This window comes from Caballeronia sp. INML2 (assembly GCF_023631365.1).
GTDB lineage: Bacteria > Pseudomonadota > Gammaproteobacteria > Burkholderiales > Burkholderiaceae > Caballeronia > Caballeronia turbans.
In genome coordinates this window covers 95,429-112,189 of record NZ_JALQDH010000082.1, presented here as the reverse complement: position 1 = coordinate 112,189, position 16,761 = coordinate 95,429, and the positions used below count along the sequence as shown (strand labels likewise).

17 protein-coding genes are annotated in these 16,761 nt (G+C 61.8%); 13 read left to right on the top strand and 4 right to left on the bottom strand.

Going from position 1 to position 16,761, the window contains the following annotated elements:
* Positions 1–358 precede the first annotated feature (358 nt).
* Both NCT32_RS28865 and NCT32_RS28860 read left to right on the top strand, forming a co-directional pair.
* The gene (locus NCT32_RS28865) at positions 359–1,570 is read left to right on the top strand and encodes an AAA family ATPase (RefSeq protein WP_061119530.1); all 1,212 of its coding nucleotides are present in this window, start codon (positions 359–361) and stop codon (positions 1,568–1,570) included.
* Positions 1,567–2,544: a ParB/RepB/Spo0J family partition protein gene (locus tag NCT32_RS28860; protein ID WP_061119529.1), complete on the top strand. Its 978-nt coding sequence runs from the start codon at positions 1,567–1,569 to the stop codon at positions 2,542–2,544. The genes NCT32_RS28865 and NCT32_RS28860 overlap by 4 nt, the downstream gene beginning before the upstream one ends.
* 1,458 nt (positions 2,545–4,002) lie before the next feature.
* Here NCT32_RS28860 and NCT32_RS28855 read toward each other — a convergent pair.
* Entirely contained in the window at positions 4,003–4,494 is a 492-nt protein-coding gene (locus tag NCT32_RS28855) for a hypothetical protein (RefSeq protein ID WP_061119528.1), read from the bottom strand.
* 28 nt (positions 4,495–4,522) lie between these two features.
* The gene (locus tag NCT32_RS28850) at positions 4,523–4,990 is read right to left on the bottom strand and encodes a zinc-finger-containing protein (RefSeq protein ID WP_061119527.1); all 468 of its coding nucleotides are present in this window, start codon (positions 4,988–4,990) and stop codon (positions 4,523–4,525) included.
* A gap of 329 nt (positions 4,991–5,319) precedes the next feature.
* Here NCT32_RS28850 and NCT32_RS28845 point away from each other — a divergent pair, with 329 nt between their 5' ends.
* From NCT32_RS28845 to NCT32_RS28830, 4 genes are all read left to right on the top strand, one after another.
* Positions 5,320–5,619 carry a hypothetical protein gene (locus tag NCT32_RS28845; protein WP_250478074.1) on the top strand — a complete coding sequence of 100 codons (300 nt, stop codon included), beginning with the start codon at positions 5,320–5,322 and terminating at the stop codon, positions 5,617–5,619.
* Positions 5,620–5,985: 366 nt separating this feature from the next.
* On the top strand, positions 5,986–6,390 hold the full coding sequence (locus NCT32_RS28840; protein ID WP_061119525.1) for a hypothetical protein: 405 nt from the start codon (positions 5,986–5,988) through the stop codon (positions 6,388–6,390).
* Positions 6,391–6,410: 20 nt separating this feature from the next.
* A complete protein-coding gene (locus tag NCT32_RS28835) occupies positions 6,411–6,785 on the top strand; it encodes a c-type cytochrome (RefSeq protein ID WP_250478073.1) in 375 nt (124 codons plus the stop codon).
* A gap of 188 nt (positions 6,786–6,973) precedes the next feature.
* A complete protein-coding gene (locus tag NCT32_RS28830; RefSeq protein ID WP_250490817.1) occupies positions 6,974–7,894 on the top strand; it encodes an AEC family transporter in 921 nt (306 codons plus the stop codon).
* A 6-nt stretch (positions 7,895–7,900) separates the two neighbouring features.
* On the opposite strand, the gene NCT32_RS28825 is transcribed toward NCT32_RS28830, so the two are convergent.
* Together NCT32_RS28825 and NCT32_RS28820 are read right to left on the bottom strand one after the other, a co-directional pair.
* Positions 7,901–8,866, bottom strand: coding sequence for a LysR family transcriptional regulator (locus NCT32_RS28825; protein WP_061119522.1), 966 nt, complete (start codon positions 8,864–8,866; stop codon positions 7,901–7,903).
* 21 nt (positions 8,867–8,887) lie between these two features.
* Entirely contained in the window at positions 8,888–9,733 is an 846-nt protein-coding gene (locus tag NCT32_RS28820; RefSeq protein WP_061119582.1) for an AraC family transcriptional regulator, read from the bottom strand.
* Between the two features lie 258 nt (positions 9,734–9,991).
* Between NCT32_RS28820 and NCT32_RS28815 the strand changes: the two genes are divergently transcribed.
* From NCT32_RS28815 to NCT32_RS28785, 7 genes are all read left to right on the top strand, one after another.
* Positions 9,992–10,924 carry a transporter gene (locus NCT32_RS28815; protein ID WP_250478072.1) on the top strand — a complete coding sequence of 311 codons (933 nt, stop codon included), beginning with the start codon at positions 9,992–9,994 and terminating at the stop codon, positions 10,922–10,924.
* A 25-nt stretch (positions 10,925–10,949) separates the two neighbouring features.
* Positions 10,950–12,674, top strand: coding sequence for an FAD-dependent oxidoreductase (locus NCT32_RS28810; RefSeq protein ID WP_061119580.1), 1,725 nt, complete (start codon positions 10,950–10,952; stop codon positions 12,672–12,674).
* On the top strand, positions 12,671–13,048 hold the full coding sequence (locus NCT32_RS28805) for a cytochrome c family protein (RefSeq protein ID WP_061119521.1): 378 nt from the start codon (positions 12,671–12,673) through the stop codon (positions 13,046–13,048). Before NCT32_RS28810 ends, NCT32_RS28805 begins: the two co-directional genes overlap by 4 nt.
* Positions 13,049–13,071: 23 nt before the next feature.
* Entirely contained in the window at positions 13,072–13,518 is a 447-nt protein-coding gene (locus NCT32_RS28800; protein ID WP_061119520.1) for a nuclear transport factor 2 family protein, read from the top strand.
* Positions 13,519–13,655: 137 nt separating this feature from the next.
* Positions 13,656–14,147, top strand: coding sequence for a hypothetical protein (locus NCT32_RS28795; protein WP_061119579.1), 492 nt, complete (start codon positions 13,656–13,658; stop codon positions 14,145–14,147).
* A 44-nt stretch (positions 14,148–14,191) separates the two neighbouring features.
* On the top strand, positions 14,192–15,187 hold the full coding sequence (locus NCT32_RS28790; RefSeq protein WP_061119519.1) for a hypothetical protein: 996 nt from the start codon (positions 14,192–14,194) through the stop codon (positions 15,185–15,187).
* Between the two features lie 96 nt (positions 15,188–15,283).
* Complete coding sequence (locus tag NCT32_RS28785) at positions 15,284–16,747, top strand: aldehyde dehydrogenase family protein (RefSeq protein WP_061119518.1); 1,464 nt, start codon at positions 15,284–15,286, stop codon at positions 16,745–16,747.
* Positions 16,748–16,761: the final 14 nt, after the last annotated feature.

Genomic DNA, 16,761 nt, shown 5'->3' with positions numbered 1-16,761 from the left:
AGGTTTACAAAAAAACAAAACGGACTCGGTGGAAGTTTACGGACGGATTTTGCATTCGAATTGCTAAGTCATTGAAAATGCAGCGTAAATAGAGAAACGGATCGTTGACCAAAAACCGCCCCCCGGGGTGCTTTTTGTGCTGTGGGCGAGAGAGGATTCGGGTGGCGGAAGCGCGTCGGAGCCGTTATGGTCGTGAAAGATAGTCGGTTGATATCCGCTTGGGCATAAAAAGACCCGAAAAATCAATCGGATGTCGGTCTCGATGTAGCCGAAGCGTCATTTCTCGACGCAATACAACCTTGTTTACGCGTATTCGTGTATTCTGCGCTTCGACGTCAATACATGGAGAAAGCGCAGAATGGCAAACGTAGGCACCCTACCTATGGAAGACCGCAAGGTCACCCTTCGCGAAGTGGCGGAGTTCGCCGATAACCTTGAACCCTTTTCGGACAACCTCCGGGAGCAGATCCTCGCTCCGCGCCCTCGCAAGCTCGCGCCTTTTTATACGATCAGCGAACTGGCCGAGATGTGCAATCTGACCCGCCAGCAGATCCAGTATCTGGTGACGAAGGGAGAAGGAGGGTTGCCACCGGGAACGCTGAACGGCAGCGGCCGCAGTCGAACGTTTACTCTGCCCGAGGTACGGGTCTGGGTGAAGATGGCATCCGATATCTATCAGACTCGCCTTGGCGACGGCGACAGTGCCTTCAGGGGCAAAGTGTTGACGACCGCTCAATTGAAGGGCGGTTCGGCGAAGACCACGACGACTGTTTGCCTGGCACAAGCGTTGACGCTTCTGGGCCGCAAGGTGTTGCTCATCGACCTCGATCCGCAGGCTTCGGCTTCGGAGTTGTGTGGTCTTTATGCCGAGAAAGAAATATCCGGCGACGACACGGTGCTGCCCTATATCTATGATCAGAACGTGGAAGGAGGTCTCGGAGCAAGCGTCCAGTCGACGTATTGGGATGGCCTCGACATTATCCCCGGACATACCTTCTTATATGGAGCAGAGTTCCTGCTCCCCGCTCGTCAAAAGACGATTCAGGGTTACCGATTCTGGGCAGTGCTGCGCGAGGGACTCGAGCCGCTGCGATCGCAGTACGACTACATTTTGATCGACACATCGCCGTCGCTGTCGTATATGAATCTTAATGCGCTGCTCGCAGCGGACGCGCTCGTCATGCCGATGATTCCGGAGAATCTCGACTTCATTAGTTCACTCGCGTTCTGGCGGCTATTCTCCGATGTTGCCGAGGATTTCCTTCCGTATGAGGAAGACAAAGTCTACGACTTCATTTCCATCCTGTTGTCGAAGGTGGATTACGGCAAGACCTCGTCTGCGCCGGTTGTACGTCAATGGGCGCAAAGCGCGTATGGTCGCTGGCTCGATCCGTTTGAGATTCCGGCTAGTTCTGTAATGAGCGGTGGCGCGCTTTCTTTCTCGACCGCTCTTGACGTCGTCAGTACGCATTCCACGGCGAAGTCGCTTCAACGGGTGCGGCAACCCATGATGCAATATGCCAAATGGCTGGATGATATGTTCGTCAAATCGTGGAAGGAGCCGGCATGAGTAATAACATCCGAGAACAACTCATGGCCAAGACGGCCAACTTGCCAAAGCCGGCGGATTTCAAGAGTGAGACCAAAAAGGATAAGTCGAACCGCGGTCCGCAAACGATGCCGGGCATCACGAGCGCGTTGGCCGCGGCGCAACTTCGGATTCAGGAACTCGAGGCGCGGGGCGTCGAGACGGAGATTCCCGTTGACGCCATTGTGCCCAACCCGTGGCAACCGCGTCGTCAGTTCAGCGAGGCCAAACTCGCTGAGTTGGCCCGCTCGATCGGAGAAGTCGGATTGCTGCAAGCAGTTACCGTCCGGCGCGTCGGCGAGGCGTTTCAGCTCGTCGCGGGCGAGCGACGCTGGCGCGCGCACAAACTGATTAACAAGACGTCGGTTCGTGCGGTGGTGATCGAGTGCACGGACCAAGATATGGCTGCGTTGGCGCTCATGGAGAACGTCACGCGCGATGATCTCTCTGACTACGAGATTGCGATTGCGATTCGCCGGGCAGAGTCGGAGTTTCCTAATCGGACGCGGCTTTCGGAAGCGATGGGGATTACGCGGAGCGATCTCTACCGATTTCTCGCCTACGATTCGCTGCCGGACTTCGTGAAGCGCGATTTGGATTTGAATCCTTCTGTTCTGGGGGCCTCGGCAGCGCAAGATATCGTCAACGCGCTGAAGAAGACTGGCGAGCAAGGATTGAGGGCGCTTCAGGAATTGTGGCCACAGGTTCTTTCCGGTGATCTGGTGCAGACTAAGGTAGCGGCGAGTTTGAGCGCGCAGGCGAGTCGGGGAGAGTCAGCCACGGATGCCGGCGGTCGAAGCATTCTCAAGATATTCGCGGGGAAGGTTCAGGCTGGGAGCATCACGAAAGACGTGAAAGGGCTCACGTTCAAGTTCAAAGCGGGTGTCATGACGGAGGAGCAGGAAAACCAGCTTAGAGATCATATTGGGAAGATGTTCTCGATACGCTCTGAGTGAGCCAATGGACAGCCCGCTTCGGCGGGCTTTTTTTATGGTCCGCGATCGAGCGCAATCGAAAAATACGCCGGGCGTTGAAGGAGTGTCCGAATTCGGACACTTAGGGCGGAGGCAAACGGATCATCAACCTCTGTCGCTCGATTCGTCACGGTACGCACCGACTGTCCGAATTCGGACACTTTTCGGTCCCTGCAGCATAGCGCCCCAAGGAGGAACCTTGGATCAACTGGGTAGGAAATCCTCGAACAACTACCCGAGAATCAGCCAGCGTTTGATTTTTTGAACGCTAGCATTTGCGCACGCCTAATTCGAGCCGGGGCCAAGACCTGGGCTACCCCCAGCGGTTTCGTAGACAGTTGATCTGAATGCCTCCAGCCAAGATGAAGCGTGAGCCAGGTGTCCTCTCGAGGATTTTTGGGGCTAGCATCGTAACCGCGCGGTGAAATCGAGCCTAGATGCGAGCGTCTGACACGCCTAGTGTCCGAATTCGGACACTCGATCCATCGCTATGGAAGCTAACGCTTTAGTCCGCACGCCATGTTGTACTCAGGCCGGCGGGCGGCGAGACCAAAGCCTTGTACTCTGAACGCACCCGGCCAAATGACTGCACTCGACAGTCCGGGCCACACGGCAAACTGTGCGCGAGTGCCGATCATAAGAACCGTTATCGGGCGCAGCTATTTGACGCCATTGCTCGGGCGATGCTCGGCAAGAGACGGCATCTTGCAGGGCACCACTTCGCCCTTCGAAGAACGCGTTGAATAACGGCGCCGGGGAGTCGGCGCTTTCAGTTAGAGACGTCCTGCGAAAATGAGACGAATCGAGCGCACTTTGCGGCCACGTGCCGCGTTGTTGATTTTTGCGATCATCGCCATAAACATCATCGCGAATCGAACGATACTTCATCGGTTACGTGCAGGTCGTGATAGGCCGCTGAAGGCGTCAACCCGTCCGGCAGTATCTCCGCCATTCCGGAGCGGAGTGATCGAGCAGCGGAGGGTATTGGTCTTCGCCGTGAGTGAAGCCTTTCCTATGCCCGTGAAACAACGGTAATCCAACTTCGCCCCAAAAAAATATATAAATTTCAATAGCTTATCGAGATAACCTGAATTTGTTTCACGAAACGCGGCCGTTTTATCGCACTTGGGTCCATTTTCAATCGCGTCCATTGCGACGGCCTCACCCGAAGCGATCCAATTGGTCAAGTGTATCGATTGATACAGGTTGCGTAGTCACCCTTAGAGTAAAACTGCGCGCGCGCCGGCGAGGTGAATGTGGTCACCTGCGCAACTAACTGACGGAGTGCCCGCCTTCCTCGTCAATGGAACATGAACCAAATCGCGCCGACACCAACGACGCCAAACGAAGCCACTCCATCACAGCATGCACGCTGCGTTCTATCGCGAGGATCAAGATGGCACATGGCGCGTCTTTGATCAGGATGCGCGGCATCCCGACCTAAAGTTCATCGAGGAAAAATCGATCTGCGCACTTCCGCGCGTGCAGCGGCTGATAAGGCTCGCCCGCCTTGAACCGTTCGAGCCGCTCGCTCGCGACCGAAAGCGCCCCCAGGGACGCCCGCCGCAACTGATGATCGTAAAGCGACACGATTGCGGCGAGCCGGTCGAAGTCTTCTGCCGCGAGCGTCCACGAGCCGGAGGTGCGGCCGGCGTCGAACACGGCGGCCATCGCCTGATCCGCGCGAAGCAGTTCGTCGTGAGCGAAGTCGCCGTGGCCGGCTTCCGCGAGGAATTTCGCGAGATACATCGCCTCGGTGATGTGCTGCGCGGGCGCGATATCCGGCGAGCCCGAGCGCAAAGCCGTCAGCGACATATGCGCCGCGAGCGCGAGCTCGTCGGCCACCGCGCGCGGGATGGGAAGCAGCTGTGCCTTGCTGAGCCGTGCGCGCGTCGCCTGAGGCGAGCGCTGGAAAGGTAGAGTGCGTGACATGCGAGGATCGGTGGTTGACCTTCTCAGGTTAACGTTCATCGCTCGCCGAATCTGAAGGGTGCTGACCGCGTTCCTGTTCGAAATGTTCGACAACCGCGATCGCGCGCTCGCACTCGTCGGCGTCGAGCGTGTGGATGCTGCACTTGTCCGGCTCGACGCCGATCGTCTGCGCGAGCCACTTCATTCCCTTGGACCGCGCCTCGAAAACATTGCAGCCGTCGCGCCGGACCTTGGCCTGGACGAGCGGCTCGAGCGCCGCATGCAGCTTCACTTTCAGATCGCGCAATCGCGCATCGGCGAGACGGCCGAGCGGGACGTTGCGCGTGCTGCGCGGAAAGATGCCGATCCACGCCTGACAATCGGCGCACATCCAGAGCGGGCCGTGGTCGTCGCGATAAGGATAGGCTTCGTCGCCCGCGCGTGTCAGGGTCGCGGGCGCGTTGCAGTAGTCGCAGTTCGGATGAGGCAGAGGTTTGACAGGTCGGCCGACACGCATTGCCAGAAACTCCCGGGCGGGAAAGCCAATATATCAAAACCGGCCGGCCGCTTCGCGTTCCGGACATCGCGCGATATCGCAGCCCGCTTAAGCAAGCGCGTTCGCAAAACCTGCGTGACGCGCGCGTGCAAAGGAGAGCGCCGATCGGAATTTACTTTTTCGATCCACGGTATAACGTAGGAGTGCGTGCTACAAGCTACGCGCTTTCGGTGCCTACAGGCCCCTAAATCCTCGCGTTCGATCAGAAGCCTGGAAGGCGCACCGCCCCGCGCCCGCAACCCGGTCCCCGCATGCGTGCCCGCAAGCTCGTCGCAAGCTTGCAGTCCTCAATGAATTCCCTGATCCAAGAGGTGGTGGCGATGAGAGCAACTTTTCTATTGGCAGCAACGGCCGCTAGCGTCTTCGCGATGAGCCCTTTCGCGCAGGCGCAAGACATGCAGATGTCGCCGGCACAAGGCAGTGCCGCGCAGCAAAGTGCGCAAGACAGCAGCACGGCAACGAACGATTCCAGCTATGGCGGGGCGACGGCGATGCACAAGTCCGGCAGCGCATCGCGCGACGCGTGGCCGGTCAGCACCAGTCAGCTCTGCACGCCGGGACTAAGCTGCAATATCTATGATGGTCAATAAAAGCAAAGTGCCGGCAGTGACGTAACGAAGGCGGCGGGGACGCCTTCGATCCCATTCCTTCCTCCCGCCGATCACCTTCCAATGCGCAGTCCCCCGATGGCGGGGTGACGTCCCTCCGGATGCGTGGTTTTTCCCGACGATCGTTCGGTCGATAGTAGAGCCCATCACAAGACGGCCTCTCATCGGCCGCACGTGGGTTCGCCACACAACGCCCGGCATGCGCGACGCTCCTGATTCAGTAGCGAAAACCCTATCGCCATCGCTCGCGGATCTCCCGGCTTCACATTCATCGAGGCCTCGTTCGTTCTCTGATGTATGAGCACATCCACACAGCCGCCGTCACGCGGCCAGCAAGGAGCTACCGAAATGAGATCCCATCTGACGAAGTACGCAATGTTCCTCACGATCATCGCAGCGGCGTTCGGCGCGGCATGCGACGTGAGCCTCGCCGCGAACGGAACGAACGATGCCGACGCACGCCCCATCGCCGTCGACGGCGGTCCGCTCACGCTCACGGTTCAAACCCCGTCGGGCGGAACATCGCGCCTGACCTATGCCGATACAGACGGCTGGCGCCTCGACGATCGCGACGCCGGTCTCAAGCCGATGGAAGCGCGCATCACGCCCGCGTCGGCGGAACCGCAAAAGGAAGCGTCCGATAGCGAGCGGCCGATGACCGTCTTCATCGACGGCCCGACGGGCTTCACCTACGTATGGACGCGCGACCAGGGATGGAAGTACGTCGGCCGGCTGTCCGATCGCAAGCAGTGAGCGGGGCGCGGACGGCCCACATGACGCGACGATCGCTTTCGTGCGTTTTCGCGTGCATGGCCGGCGTGTCGCTATTCGCGCGTGCGCAAACGCAGACGCCCGGCGCAGCCGACGCCGCGCTCGTCGATGCATGGCGCGCGGTGCGTGTCGCCGACTGCGCGCGTTGTCATGGCAAGGACCATGAGGGACTCGCCGCGCCGTCGATCGTCGGCTTTGCGCGCACGCAGAGCCGCGAGCGCTTCATCGCCGCGATTCTCGACGGCAATCCGCAGATGGGCATGCCCGCTTACCGCGGCAATCCGCTGATCGAGAATCATATCGACGCGATCCAGCGCTACTTCGCCGCACGCGCCGACGGCAGCCTCGCCGCCGGCGCGATGCCGGGGCGCGAATGAAAGCAATTGTTTGGCGCGCTCGGGACGCTTCGCATTGCAGACGACAACGAGGCCACATCTCGAGCGCTGAACCCCGCCGTCGCGCGACTGCGCAGATTCGCACGTCGCGCGCTGCTTTTCTCCGATAATGATGCCCATTCAGAAACGGGCGGTCGCGCCCGGGCGCTTCATCCACATCGGAGCCCGCCATGCATCTCGCCGGCATGATTCTTCCGATCTTCGCCGTCATCCTGACGGGATGGGTGGCGCGCGTCTCGGGCTACATGCCGCATACGCTCGCGCCGTCGCTGATGCGCTTTGCCTACTACGTCGCGATGTCCGCGCTCGTATTCGTCACCATCGCCGATGAGCCGCTTCATTCGCTGCTCGAATGGCGCTTTCTCGCCGCGTTCGGCGGCGGCTCGATGATCTGCTTCGCGGCCGTGCTGCTCGTCGCGCGAATCGCGCGCGGTGCCAGCCTTGCCGCGAGCGCGATGCTCGCCGCCGCGGTGTCGATGACCAATACCGGCTTCGTCGCGCTGCCGATCCTGAAGACGCTGTACGGCAAGCCCGGCGTGCTCGCGGCGGCGGTCGCGACCGTCTTCGTCGGCGCGATCATGTTTCCCGTGCTCGTCGTACTGGTCGAGATCGGCCGGCTGGACGCGTCGCGCAAGATCAATGTGACGGCGCTCGCGCGCCAGATCGCGACCAATCCCGTGATTCTCGCAACGATCTGCGCGCTGCTGTGGTCGATCGGCGGATTGACGCTGCCCGCGCCCGCCGTGTCGTTCCTCACGATACTCGGCGAAGCGCTGACGCCGTGCGCGCTTTTCGCAATCGGTCTCGATCTGACCTTGAACGAGTTGCGCGGCCGCGTGAATCTCTACGCGCTGCTGACGGCGCTCAAGCTCGTCATCGTGCCGCTCGTCGTGTACGCGCTTTGCATCGCGGCAGGACTCGATCGCACCGCGACCATCGCCGCGGTCGTCTGCGCCGCCGTGCCGACCGCGAAAAGCGCTTACGTGCTCGCGTCGGAGTACGACGTGGAGAAAAGCGTGGTCGGCGCGGTCATCTCGATGACCACGCTATTCTCGATCGGCACGTTGCTCGCGTGGCTCTATGTTCTCTAGCGCGTGTCATACGTCGCCGAGTTCTTCGTCGACGTCGCGCTCTTCGTCGTCGGGCGGCGAAATGCCGAGCGCTTTGTCCCATTGCGGCTCGCTCAGATAGCGTTCGCGCAGGAAATCGACGAACGCTTTCACCTTCGTCGTCGAGCGATGCGAGGTCGGATACACCGCGGAGAGCCACAGCGGCGGCGCCGCGTAGTCGGGCAGCACGCGCACGAGCCGGCGTTCGAGCAGATCGCTCGCGGCGACCATCGTCGGCAGATAGACGACACCCGCGCCGGCGCGCGCGAACTCGAGCAGCAGATGCACGCTGTTGGTCTTCAACACGGCGTTGAGCGCGATTTCATAACACTCGTTGCCCTTCATGAGCGGCCAGTTGTCGCCCCACGGATAGTGCGCGTAACGCGCGAAATCGTGGCGCAGCAAATCCAGCGGCGTCTCGATGACGGGCTCCTCCTTGAGATAGGCGGGCGTCGCGCACAAGACGCCGCGCACCGGAAAGAGCTTGCGTTCGACGAGCAGATTCGACGCGGGCGGATAGATCTGCAACGCGAGATCGAAGCCTTCCTGGACGGGATCGATTACGCGATCGTTCACCGTCACGACGAACTCGATGCGCGGATGCGCCTCGCGAAACGCGATCAGCGCCTGCGAGAAATGCCCGAGCGCGAAGCCCGGCAGCACGTGAACATTGAGCGTGCCCGACAACGACTGCGTTTCCGCGCTCGCGCGCCCCGACAATTCGCGCACCTTGGAGACGAGCAACAGGCAATCGCGATAGTACGTTTCGCCGACTTCCGACAAACGCACCGCACGCGTCGAGCGATGAAACAGCGCGACGCCGAAATGCTCTTCGAGCTGCTTCACGCGTGACGTGACGACCGATTTCGCCACGCCGAGCTGACGCGCCGCGCTCGCGAAGCTCTGCGCTTCCGCTGCGCGGACGAAGGCCTCCATCGACATGAAGAGGTCCATGCTTCCTCCTGTTTCCGTCCGCTAGGCTGCGCCGTTGCGGTAACGCAGCGGCGTCGTGCCGAGCCGCTCGGAGAAGAGCGCCGTCATGTGTTGCTGCGACGAGAATCCGCACGCGGCGGCGACATCGACGAGCGGCGCATCGCCCGAACGCAGCATGTGCGCCGCAACGCCGATGCGCTTTTCCAGCACGTAGCGATAGAGCGAATAACCGGTGCGCGCCTTCACGCCATCGAAGACGGCGCGCACGGGCAGATCGAGTTCGGCGGCGATATCGGCGCAGGAGAGGCTCTGGTCGATGTTGTCCGCGACGAACGCTTCGAGGGTGGCGAATCCCGCGTCCGTCAGCGCGGACTTGCGCTCGCGCGCGGCGCGTTCGAGATGCCGCGTCGTTTCGATCCACGCGAGCGTCGCGACGCATTGCAGCTCCCACGGATCGACCTTGCCCGACTCCCTCGGCGCTTTCTGACGCGCATAACGCACGAGATGCCGGATGGAATCGGCGCCGAGATTGCTGCGGCTGCCCGCGCGACGCAGCCGCTCGGTGCTTCTGTCCGCGATGCGATTCACGAACGCTTCCGAATAACGAAACGCGATGAAGCCATGACGCACGTCGTGCGCGTCGATGCACATGCTGCCGCCGCGCGGATGATAAGCGGCCGTTTCAGCGCGAAACGTGAAGGGCGCGGCCGGGCCGTCGTCGTAGCGCGTGTCGGAGACGATCGTGCCGAGCAACAGGCAGATCATGTCCGACGAATTGTTCAGCTCAAGCGAATAAGGACGCGGTCCGGCAATGCAGTATTCGAGTCCCGGGACGCCCGTGACCGCGCTGAAGCGGTCGATGCGGGCGGGCGCGGCGGTGGCGCTCATGATCGTGTCTCCATGTCTTTGCGCGGCTTGCCACTGGACCATCGGACGCCGCTGTTCACGCGAGTATAGATGCGCGCGGGAAGCCCTTGCACGCGCGATGGGTCGCCATTCGCGAACGCCGCGTGCGCGCTTTGCGTCCCGGTGTATACCCGGATCCGTCCGCGAGCCGCCCGGAATCTGAAACTCGCAAAACCTGAAAGACCCGCGCGCCGCGTCTTCGTAACGTTCGCCCATACGACACGAACGACGGAGACGACGATGCAAACGCGGCACACACGACAGACGATTCGAAGGCGGGGAACATGCGCGCTCGCCCTGCTTGGCGCGCTTTGTTCGATGACGGCGCACGCGTCGGGCATTCCCTTCGCGACGGACCGCCCGCAGACCTGGCAGTTCAGCAGCGACTTCGAAGGCACATACGATTCCTTCGGCCAGAACCTCGAATGGAATCACGACAACCGCGCCTTCGATTCGCACGGCAATCAGGTCGCGGGTCCGGGCACGAACACGTTCGTCGGGCTCTCGACGTTCATCCACTACTGGAAAGTGCCGTCGCTGCCGCATGTCGGCTTCAACGCGAGCATCACGCTGCCCGAGATTCGCACGCAGGGCTCACAGTTTTCCGCGAGCGGTATCGGCGATCCGCTCGTCGGCGGGCTCGTCTGGTACAACCCCGCGCCCGCGACGACGCTCGGTTTCCAGGCCTACGTACAGGTGCCGATCGGCCAGAACGATGTATCGACGAACACGTGGTCGTTCTGGCCATCCGTCTTCTACGACGACTGGTACGGGCATGTGAACGTCGATCTGCTGCTCGGCGGCATTCTGCGCGGACGCACGCTGCGCTCCGGTCACGACGACCTGAGCCCGGGCAACACGTTTCACCTGAACCTGCGCGTCGGCTACAGCATCTCGCCGCCCGACAACCCCTTCGCGATTCCCTTCGTCGGTCTCGATTACCAGACGAGCGGCGGAACGTTCAACCAGACCGCGTCGATGCCGCTTGCGAACAGCGCGAGCCGCGAAACGACCGTGGGGCTCGGCGTGCTGTTCCAGTTCAAGCCGAACAGCCTGCCGTTTCTGCACCAGAAGATGTACGACCAGCTTTCCATCCAGTACCAGCACTCGGTTTCGGGGCGCAACACCACGCTCACCAACGGAATACTCGTGCAGGCGTGGCACTACTGGTGAGCACATTCCAACGATGGAGACGAACATGAGTGAGACCAACAAGCTTCCCGCCGCGTCGAGGCGCAATTTCATCAAGGCTGCGGGCGCCGGCACCGCGGCGGCCGCATTCGGCGCGGTGTCGCTCACCGCGCGTGCCGCGAGCGACATCAAATTCGATGCGGAGTACGACGTCGTCGTGTGCGGCGGCGGAGGCGGCGGCCTGCCGTGCGCGCTGTTCTCGCGCTGGCTCGGCAACCGCGTCGTGATTCTGGAGAAGGCCGGCAGCGTCGGCGGCACGGCCGCGAAAGCCGCGTTCTGGTACTGGGTGCCGAACAACGAGCCGATGCGCCGCGCGGGGATCGCCGATCCGAAGCCCGATTACATGCGCTATGTCGCGCGTCTGTCGCGGCCCGAGCAATACGATCCGTCGTTGCCGAAGCTCGGCCTCTCGGACTGGGAGTACGAGATGTGCGAGGCGATCTACGACAGCGCGTCGCCCGCGGCGGAACTGCTTGCGAGCAAGGGCGCGCTGCCGTATCGACATGAAGCGGCGGTGCCGGATTACTGGGCCGAGCTGCCGGAAGACAAGGCGCCGCGCGGCCGCGTGCTGTTTCCGAAGGACGGACTGCCGAGCATGTCCGATGGCGGACGCGTCGCGATCCGCACGATGAGCGCCGCGGCACGGCGCGACGGCATCGACATCAGGACGGGTTATCGCGTGCAGAAGGTGCTCGTCGATGAATCGGGCGCGGTGATGGGCGTCGAATCGCTGACGGAAGAGGGCACGCTCTTTCGCGTGCGCGCGAAAAAGGCGGTCATCTTCGCAACGGGCGGCTTCACGCACGATCCCGAACTGCGCAAGAACTTCCTGCATGGCGCGGTGTATGGCGGTTGCGCCGCGCCCACCAATGAAGGCGATTTCGTGCGCATTTCGAGCGCGCTCGACGTGCAGTTGCGCAACATGAACTACTCGTGGATGGCGCCGATCTCGCTCGACAAGGCCGTCGCAAAAGACGGCTCGCTGTCCGGCATCTTCACGCCGACCGGCGATTCGATGCTCTACGTGAACAAGTACGGCAAGCGCGTCGTCAACGAGAAGCTCGCGTACAACGAAGTCTGCGCGACCTTCTCCGAATGGGACGGCGCGAAGGGCGAGTATCCGAATCTCACGCTTGTTTCCATCTGGGACCAGCAGGCGCAGGACCATTGCGCGAGCGATGACTACGGCAGTCTCATCGTGCCGAAGGGATCGAACGACCGTCACGTACTGCGCGGCAATACGCTCACGGAACTGGCAGCCGCGATTCGCGAACGCATGGCGAAGCACAAAAGCGCGCTCGGCAGCGCCGATCTTTCCGACGACTTCGTGCGCAATGTCGAGGCGACAATCAAACGCTTCAACGGCTTCGCGAAGACGGGCGTGGATCAGGATTTCCATCGCGGCGAGCGCATCGTCGAGAAGCTGTTCAACGGGCCGGTATCGAAGAAAGCGGATCAGAAGAACGAGACGATGTATCCGCTGAGCGCAAAGGGACCGTACTACGCGGCGCTCATCGTCGCGGGGAATCTCGACACCAAGGGCGGCCCGAAAACCAATTCGCACGGACAGGTGCTCGATACGCGCGGCGAACCGATCAAGGGTCTTTACGGCGTCGGCAATTGCGTCGCGTCGGCGTCCGCGCGCGCTTACTGGGCGGGCGGCGGCACGCTCGGGCCAATCATCGCGTTTGCTTATCGTGCGGCGCAGTCCGCCAACGGAGCTCAATCATGATTCGGATCGCTTATCTATTGACGATGCTCGCGCTCGTCAGCACCACCGTGCGCGCGCAACAAGATCCCGTTGCGGTCGGCAAAAAGCTCACGACGAACAACTGCGCCGTGTGCCACACCTTCGGCAAGGGCGAGCCGAACGGGCAAGGGCCGAATCTCTTCGGCATCGCCGGCAAGCCGATGGCGTCCGACCCGAGCTTCAAGTATTCGGCGGGCATGAAGGCGGCCGCGGCGGGCAAGGTCTGGGACGAGCAACTGCTCGACGCGTGGCTCACCGATACGCAATCCGTCGCACCCGGCAACGCGATGACCTATTTCGAAGGCGATGAAGCGCGACGCCAGAAGATCATCGCTTATCTGCGCACGCTGCATTGAACTGGACAACAGGAGACGAGACTATGAACCCCATCACCATGACCGACGAACAGCGCAAGACCATCGCGCTCGAATATCTGCGCAGGCTCGATCGCGGCGCACCGTTTTTCGATTTGTTCGACGATAACGCCGAAGTCTATTTCCCGAAGTGGGGCATCGCGACGGGACGCGCGGCCTTCGAACGACTCTTCGCGGATCTCGGTTCCATCGTCGCGAAGTTCAAGCATGACCTCGCGTATCTGAATGTGATTCAGCAGGGCGACACGGTGGTCGTCGAAGGCACGAGCTACGGCACCACGAAAGGCGGCGTCGACTGGCGCGCGGGCGTCACGCATGCGGGCCGCTGGACGGACGTATTCGAGATCCGCGACTTCAAGATCCAGCGCTGCTTCATCTATCTCGATCCCGACTACGAAGGCGCGGACACGCTGCGTTATCCGTGGCTCGCGGACAGGCAAGCGCAGCAGTAAGTACTTTCCCTAGGGCCGCGATCGAGCACGCATCGTTCGGCAAACGCGAACCTCGATTCATTGCCTCTCGCCGCTCGCAGCCCTAATCTTGATTCCAGCGCGACACCGCGAACGTGACCGCAGACAAGGAGACAGACATGCAACAGACCCAACTCGGCAGCCTCGATAACTATCGCAAGGGCAACATCGAAGTCATCAAGGGCAAGGCCTCGCATTACGCGATGTCCAATGTGTTCGAAGTCGCGAGCCACGCCGCGCCTTACGAAAAAGTGGTCGTCGGCAAGAACCTGAAGTACGTGATCGAAACGTTGCGCGCACAAGGCGTGTCGCCGTGGTTCTGCGCATCGCACGATGAATTCGCGGTCGCGCTCGATGGCGAAATCGACGTGCACTTCATCAAGCCTTCCGATGGCGCACTGGTCGCCGAAAACGTCGAAGGCACGGTGAAGCTCGAAGGCGAGCCTTCGGGCCAGAAGATGGGTTTCGTGCGTCTGCGTCGCGGTCATCAGGCGCTCCTGCCCGCTGGCGTGGCGTATCGCTTCGAAGCGCGAAAGACCGGCGTGCTGCTCGTGCAGACGATCCTCGGTTCGGCTTCGGTCGAGAAGTGGGCCGACATCTGCATTCAGTGAACACGCATACGCCAACCACTTTCAAACATTCGGAGCACACCATCATGGATCACGCAGCATTCCTTCAGAGCGTAGTCGCGACCGACCCCGATGCGAACACCGGCTACCGCACGTTCAAGCTGGGCGATTTCGAATTCAGCCGCGACGCGTACTTCGTCACCGTGAAATGGCCGGCGCAAGGACAGACGCGCTCGCATCAGATGCACGCCGACGACTTCCTGCGCGCGATGATGCGCGACGTCGCATGGGGCTTCTTCTACGGCTGGGTCAATTTCGACGAAGTGCTCGGCACGCGCAATCACTACGGCAAGGTCGACATGTATGCCGGCGCGTATAACGCGAGCTTCCGCGAGGCGGGCGTCGATTACACGCAGCAGTTCGAAACGCCGATCATCATGGCGACCTTCAAGGCGATCCTGAAGGACTGGGTCAACGAAGGCTTCGATCCGTTCGCGGCACCCGAGGAAACCGGCTCCGCGTTCGGCGCCAAGCACGGCGACAACATCGCGGCGATCGACCGCACGCGCATTGCGACCAAGCGCATGCCCGGTCTCGAAGGCGACTCACCGCTGCGCGACGACTTCCCGGTGAATCGCCAGTTCGCGGATGTCTCGCAGGACGAGCCGGAGATTCACGCCGAGCCCGGATTCGAAGGGCAGTTGCACGCGTTCAGCCTGTTCAAGTATCTGTCGCGTTCGGACGTGACATGGAATCCGTCGGTCACGTCCGTGTGCAAGCAAAGCCTCTTTTGCCCGACGACCGAGGAGTTCGTGCTGCCGGTTTTTCACGGCAACGACCGCGTCGAATGGTTCCTGCAACTGTCGGATCAGATCATCTGGGACGTGGCCGACAAGGACACCGGCGAGCCGCGCGCGCGCATCACGATGAACGCCGGCGATATCGCCGCGATGCCCGCCGACATCCGCCACAAGGGCTACTCGCAGAAGCGCTCGATGCTGCTCGTCTGGGAGAACGCGACGCCCGATCTGCCCAGGCGCTACGAAAGCGGCGAACTGCCGCCGTATCCGGTCGCGCTCTAAACGCTTCCCGGCTTCTTCGCTTCTCTTCGACACGACGACGCCTTCATCGGGCGTCGCGGGGAAGGCTTCGCCCTCAATCTTCGACACGAGCAAGACATGCAAACGCAACTCTTCATCGATGGCCGCTTCGTGCCCGCCCTTTCCGGCGAAACGCTCGCGACCCTGAATCCGCACGACAACAGCGAGATCGCGCAAGTCTCCATGGCAGGCCGCGAGGACGTCGATCGCGCGGTGCAAGCCGCGAAAAAAGCGTTCCCGACGTGGAGCAGCATGGCGGCTGCCGATCGCGGGCGCCTGCTCCTGAAACTCGCCGATGCCATTGAAGCCAACGCCGATGCACTCGCGCGTCTCGAGTCGATGGACACGGGCCACCCGATCCGCGACACGCGAAACCTCGACGTGCCGCGCACGGCCGCGACGTTCCGCTACTTCGGCGGCATGGCGGACAAGTTCGAAGGCTCGGTGATTCCGGTCGAAGCGGGCTTTCTCAACTATCTGACGCGCGAGCCGGTCGGCATCGTCGGGCAGGTGGTGCCGTGGAATTTTCCGCTGATGTTCACGAGCTGGAAGATGGCGCCGGCGCTCGCGGCGGGCAATTGCGTCGTGATGAAGCCGGCCGAACTGACGCCGTTATCGAGTCTCGCCATCGCCGAGTTGATGGCCGAAGTCGGTTTTCCGGCGGGCGTCGTCAACGTGCTGCCGGGGCTCGGGCACGTCGCGGGGCAATATATCGCCGAGCATCAGGAGATCGGCAAGGTCGCGTTCACCGGATCGACGGCGGTGGGCCGCAAGATCGTGCAGGCATCGAGCGGCAATCTGAAGAAAGTGCAACTGGAACTGGGCGGCAAGGGCGCGAACGTCGTGTTCGGCGACGCGAATATCGATGCCGTCGTGCAAGGCTCCGCGTTCGGCATCTTCCATAACCAGGGACAGGCGTGCATCGCGGCGTCGCGATTGATCGTGCACGAGTCGATCGCCGATGACTTGCTGGAGCGCTTCACGTCGCTGGCGCGCTCGATCCGCATCGGCGATCCGCTGGATCCGTCGACGGAAATGGGGCCGCTCACATCGCAGATGCATCGCGACCGCGTGCTGTCGTATGTCGATGTCGCGCGCGAGCAGGGCGGGCGCGTGCTCGCGGGCGGCAAGGCGCCGGAGGCCGCGGCGCTCGCGAACGGCTGCTATGTCGAGCCGACCATCGTGGAGGCGAAGCCGACCGATCGCGTCGCGCAGGAGGAAGTTTTCGGCCCGTTCGTCGCCGTGAGCACGTTCAAGAGCGATGAAGAAGCGCTCGCAATCGCGAACGGCACCGAATACGGCCTCGGCGCGGGCCTCTGGACGCGCGAGCTGCAACGCGCGCATCTCTTCGCGCGCCAATTGAAGAGCGGCATGGTGTGGATCAACTGCTACAAACGCGTGAGTCCCGGATCGCCCTTCGGCGGCGTAGGCGCAAGCGGTTATGGCCGCGAGATGGGCTTCGAAGTGATGCGCGAATATACTCAGGCGAAGTCGGTGTGGGTGAATGTCGACGCCAATATTCCGCCTTACTATCCGCGCTGAGCGCATAGGGAATC

What these genes read in the sequence shown, in the direction of transcription:
- NCT32_RS28865 (WP_061119530.1), top strand. Translation starts at nt 359, where the DNA reads ATGGCAAACGTAGGCACCCTACCTATGGAAGACCGCAAGGTCACCCTT.
- NCT32_RS28860 (WP_061119529.1), top strand. Translation starts at nt 1,567, where the DNA reads ATGAGTAATAACATCCGAGAACAACTCATGGCCAAGACGGCCAACTTG.
- NCT32_RS28855 (WP_061119528.1), bottom strand. Translation starts at nt 4,494, where the DNA reads ATGTCACGCACTCTACCTTTCCAGCGCTCGCCTCAGGCGACGCGCGCA.
- NCT32_RS28850 (WP_061119527.1), bottom strand. Translation starts at nt 4,990, where the DNA reads ATGCGTGTCGGCCGACCTGTCAAACCTCTGCCTCATCCGAACTGCGAC.
- NCT32_RS28845 (WP_250478074.1), top strand. Translation starts at nt 5,320, where the DNA reads ATGAATTCCCTGATCCAAGAGGTGGTGGCGATGAGAGCAACTTTTCTA.
- NCT32_RS28840 (WP_061119525.1), top strand. Translation starts at nt 5,986, where the DNA reads ATGAGATCCCATCTGACGAAGTACGCAATGTTCCTCACGATCATCGCA.
- NCT32_RS28835 (WP_250478073.1), top strand. Translation starts at nt 6,411, where the DNA reads ATGACGCGACGATCGCTTTCGTGCGTTTTCGCGTGCATGGCCGGCGTG.
- NCT32_RS28830 (WP_250490817.1), top strand. Translation starts at nt 6,974, where the DNA reads ATGCATCTCGCCGGCATGATTCTTCCGATCTTCGCCGTCATCCTGACG.
- NCT32_RS28825 (WP_061119522.1), bottom strand. Translation starts at nt 8,866, where the DNA reads ATGGACCTCTTCATGTCGATGGAGGCCTTCGTCCGCGCAGCGGAAGCG.
- NCT32_RS28820 (WP_061119582.1), bottom strand. Translation starts at nt 9,733, where the DNA reads ATGAGCGCCACCGCCGCGCCCGCCCGCATCGACCGCTTCAGCGCGGTC.
- NCT32_RS28815 (WP_250478072.1), top strand. Translation starts at nt 9,992, where the DNA reads ATGCAAACGCGGCACACACGACAGACGATTCGAAGGCGGGGAACATGC.
- NCT32_RS28810 (WP_061119580.1), top strand. Translation starts at nt 10,950, where the DNA reads ATGAGTGAGACCAACAAGCTTCCCGCCGCGTCGAGGCGCAATTTCATC.
- NCT32_RS28805 (WP_061119521.1), top strand. Translation starts at nt 12,671, where the DNA reads ATGATTCGGATCGCTTATCTATTGACGATGCTCGCGCTCGTCAGCACC.
- NCT32_RS28800 (WP_061119520.1), top strand. Translation starts at nt 13,072, where the DNA reads ATGAACCCCATCACCATGACCGACGAACAGCGCAAGACCATCGCGCTC.
- NCT32_RS28795 (WP_061119579.1), top strand. Translation starts at nt 13,656, where the DNA reads ATGCAACAGACCCAACTCGGCAGCCTCGATAACTATCGCAAGGGCAAC.
- NCT32_RS28790 (WP_061119519.1), top strand. Translation starts at nt 14,192, where the DNA reads ATGGATCACGCAGCATTCCTTCAGAGCGTAGTCGCGACCGACCCCGAT.
- NCT32_RS28785 (WP_061119518.1), top strand. Translation starts at nt 15,284, where the DNA reads ATGCAAACGCAACTCTTCATCGATGGCCGCTTCGTGCCCGCCCTTTCC.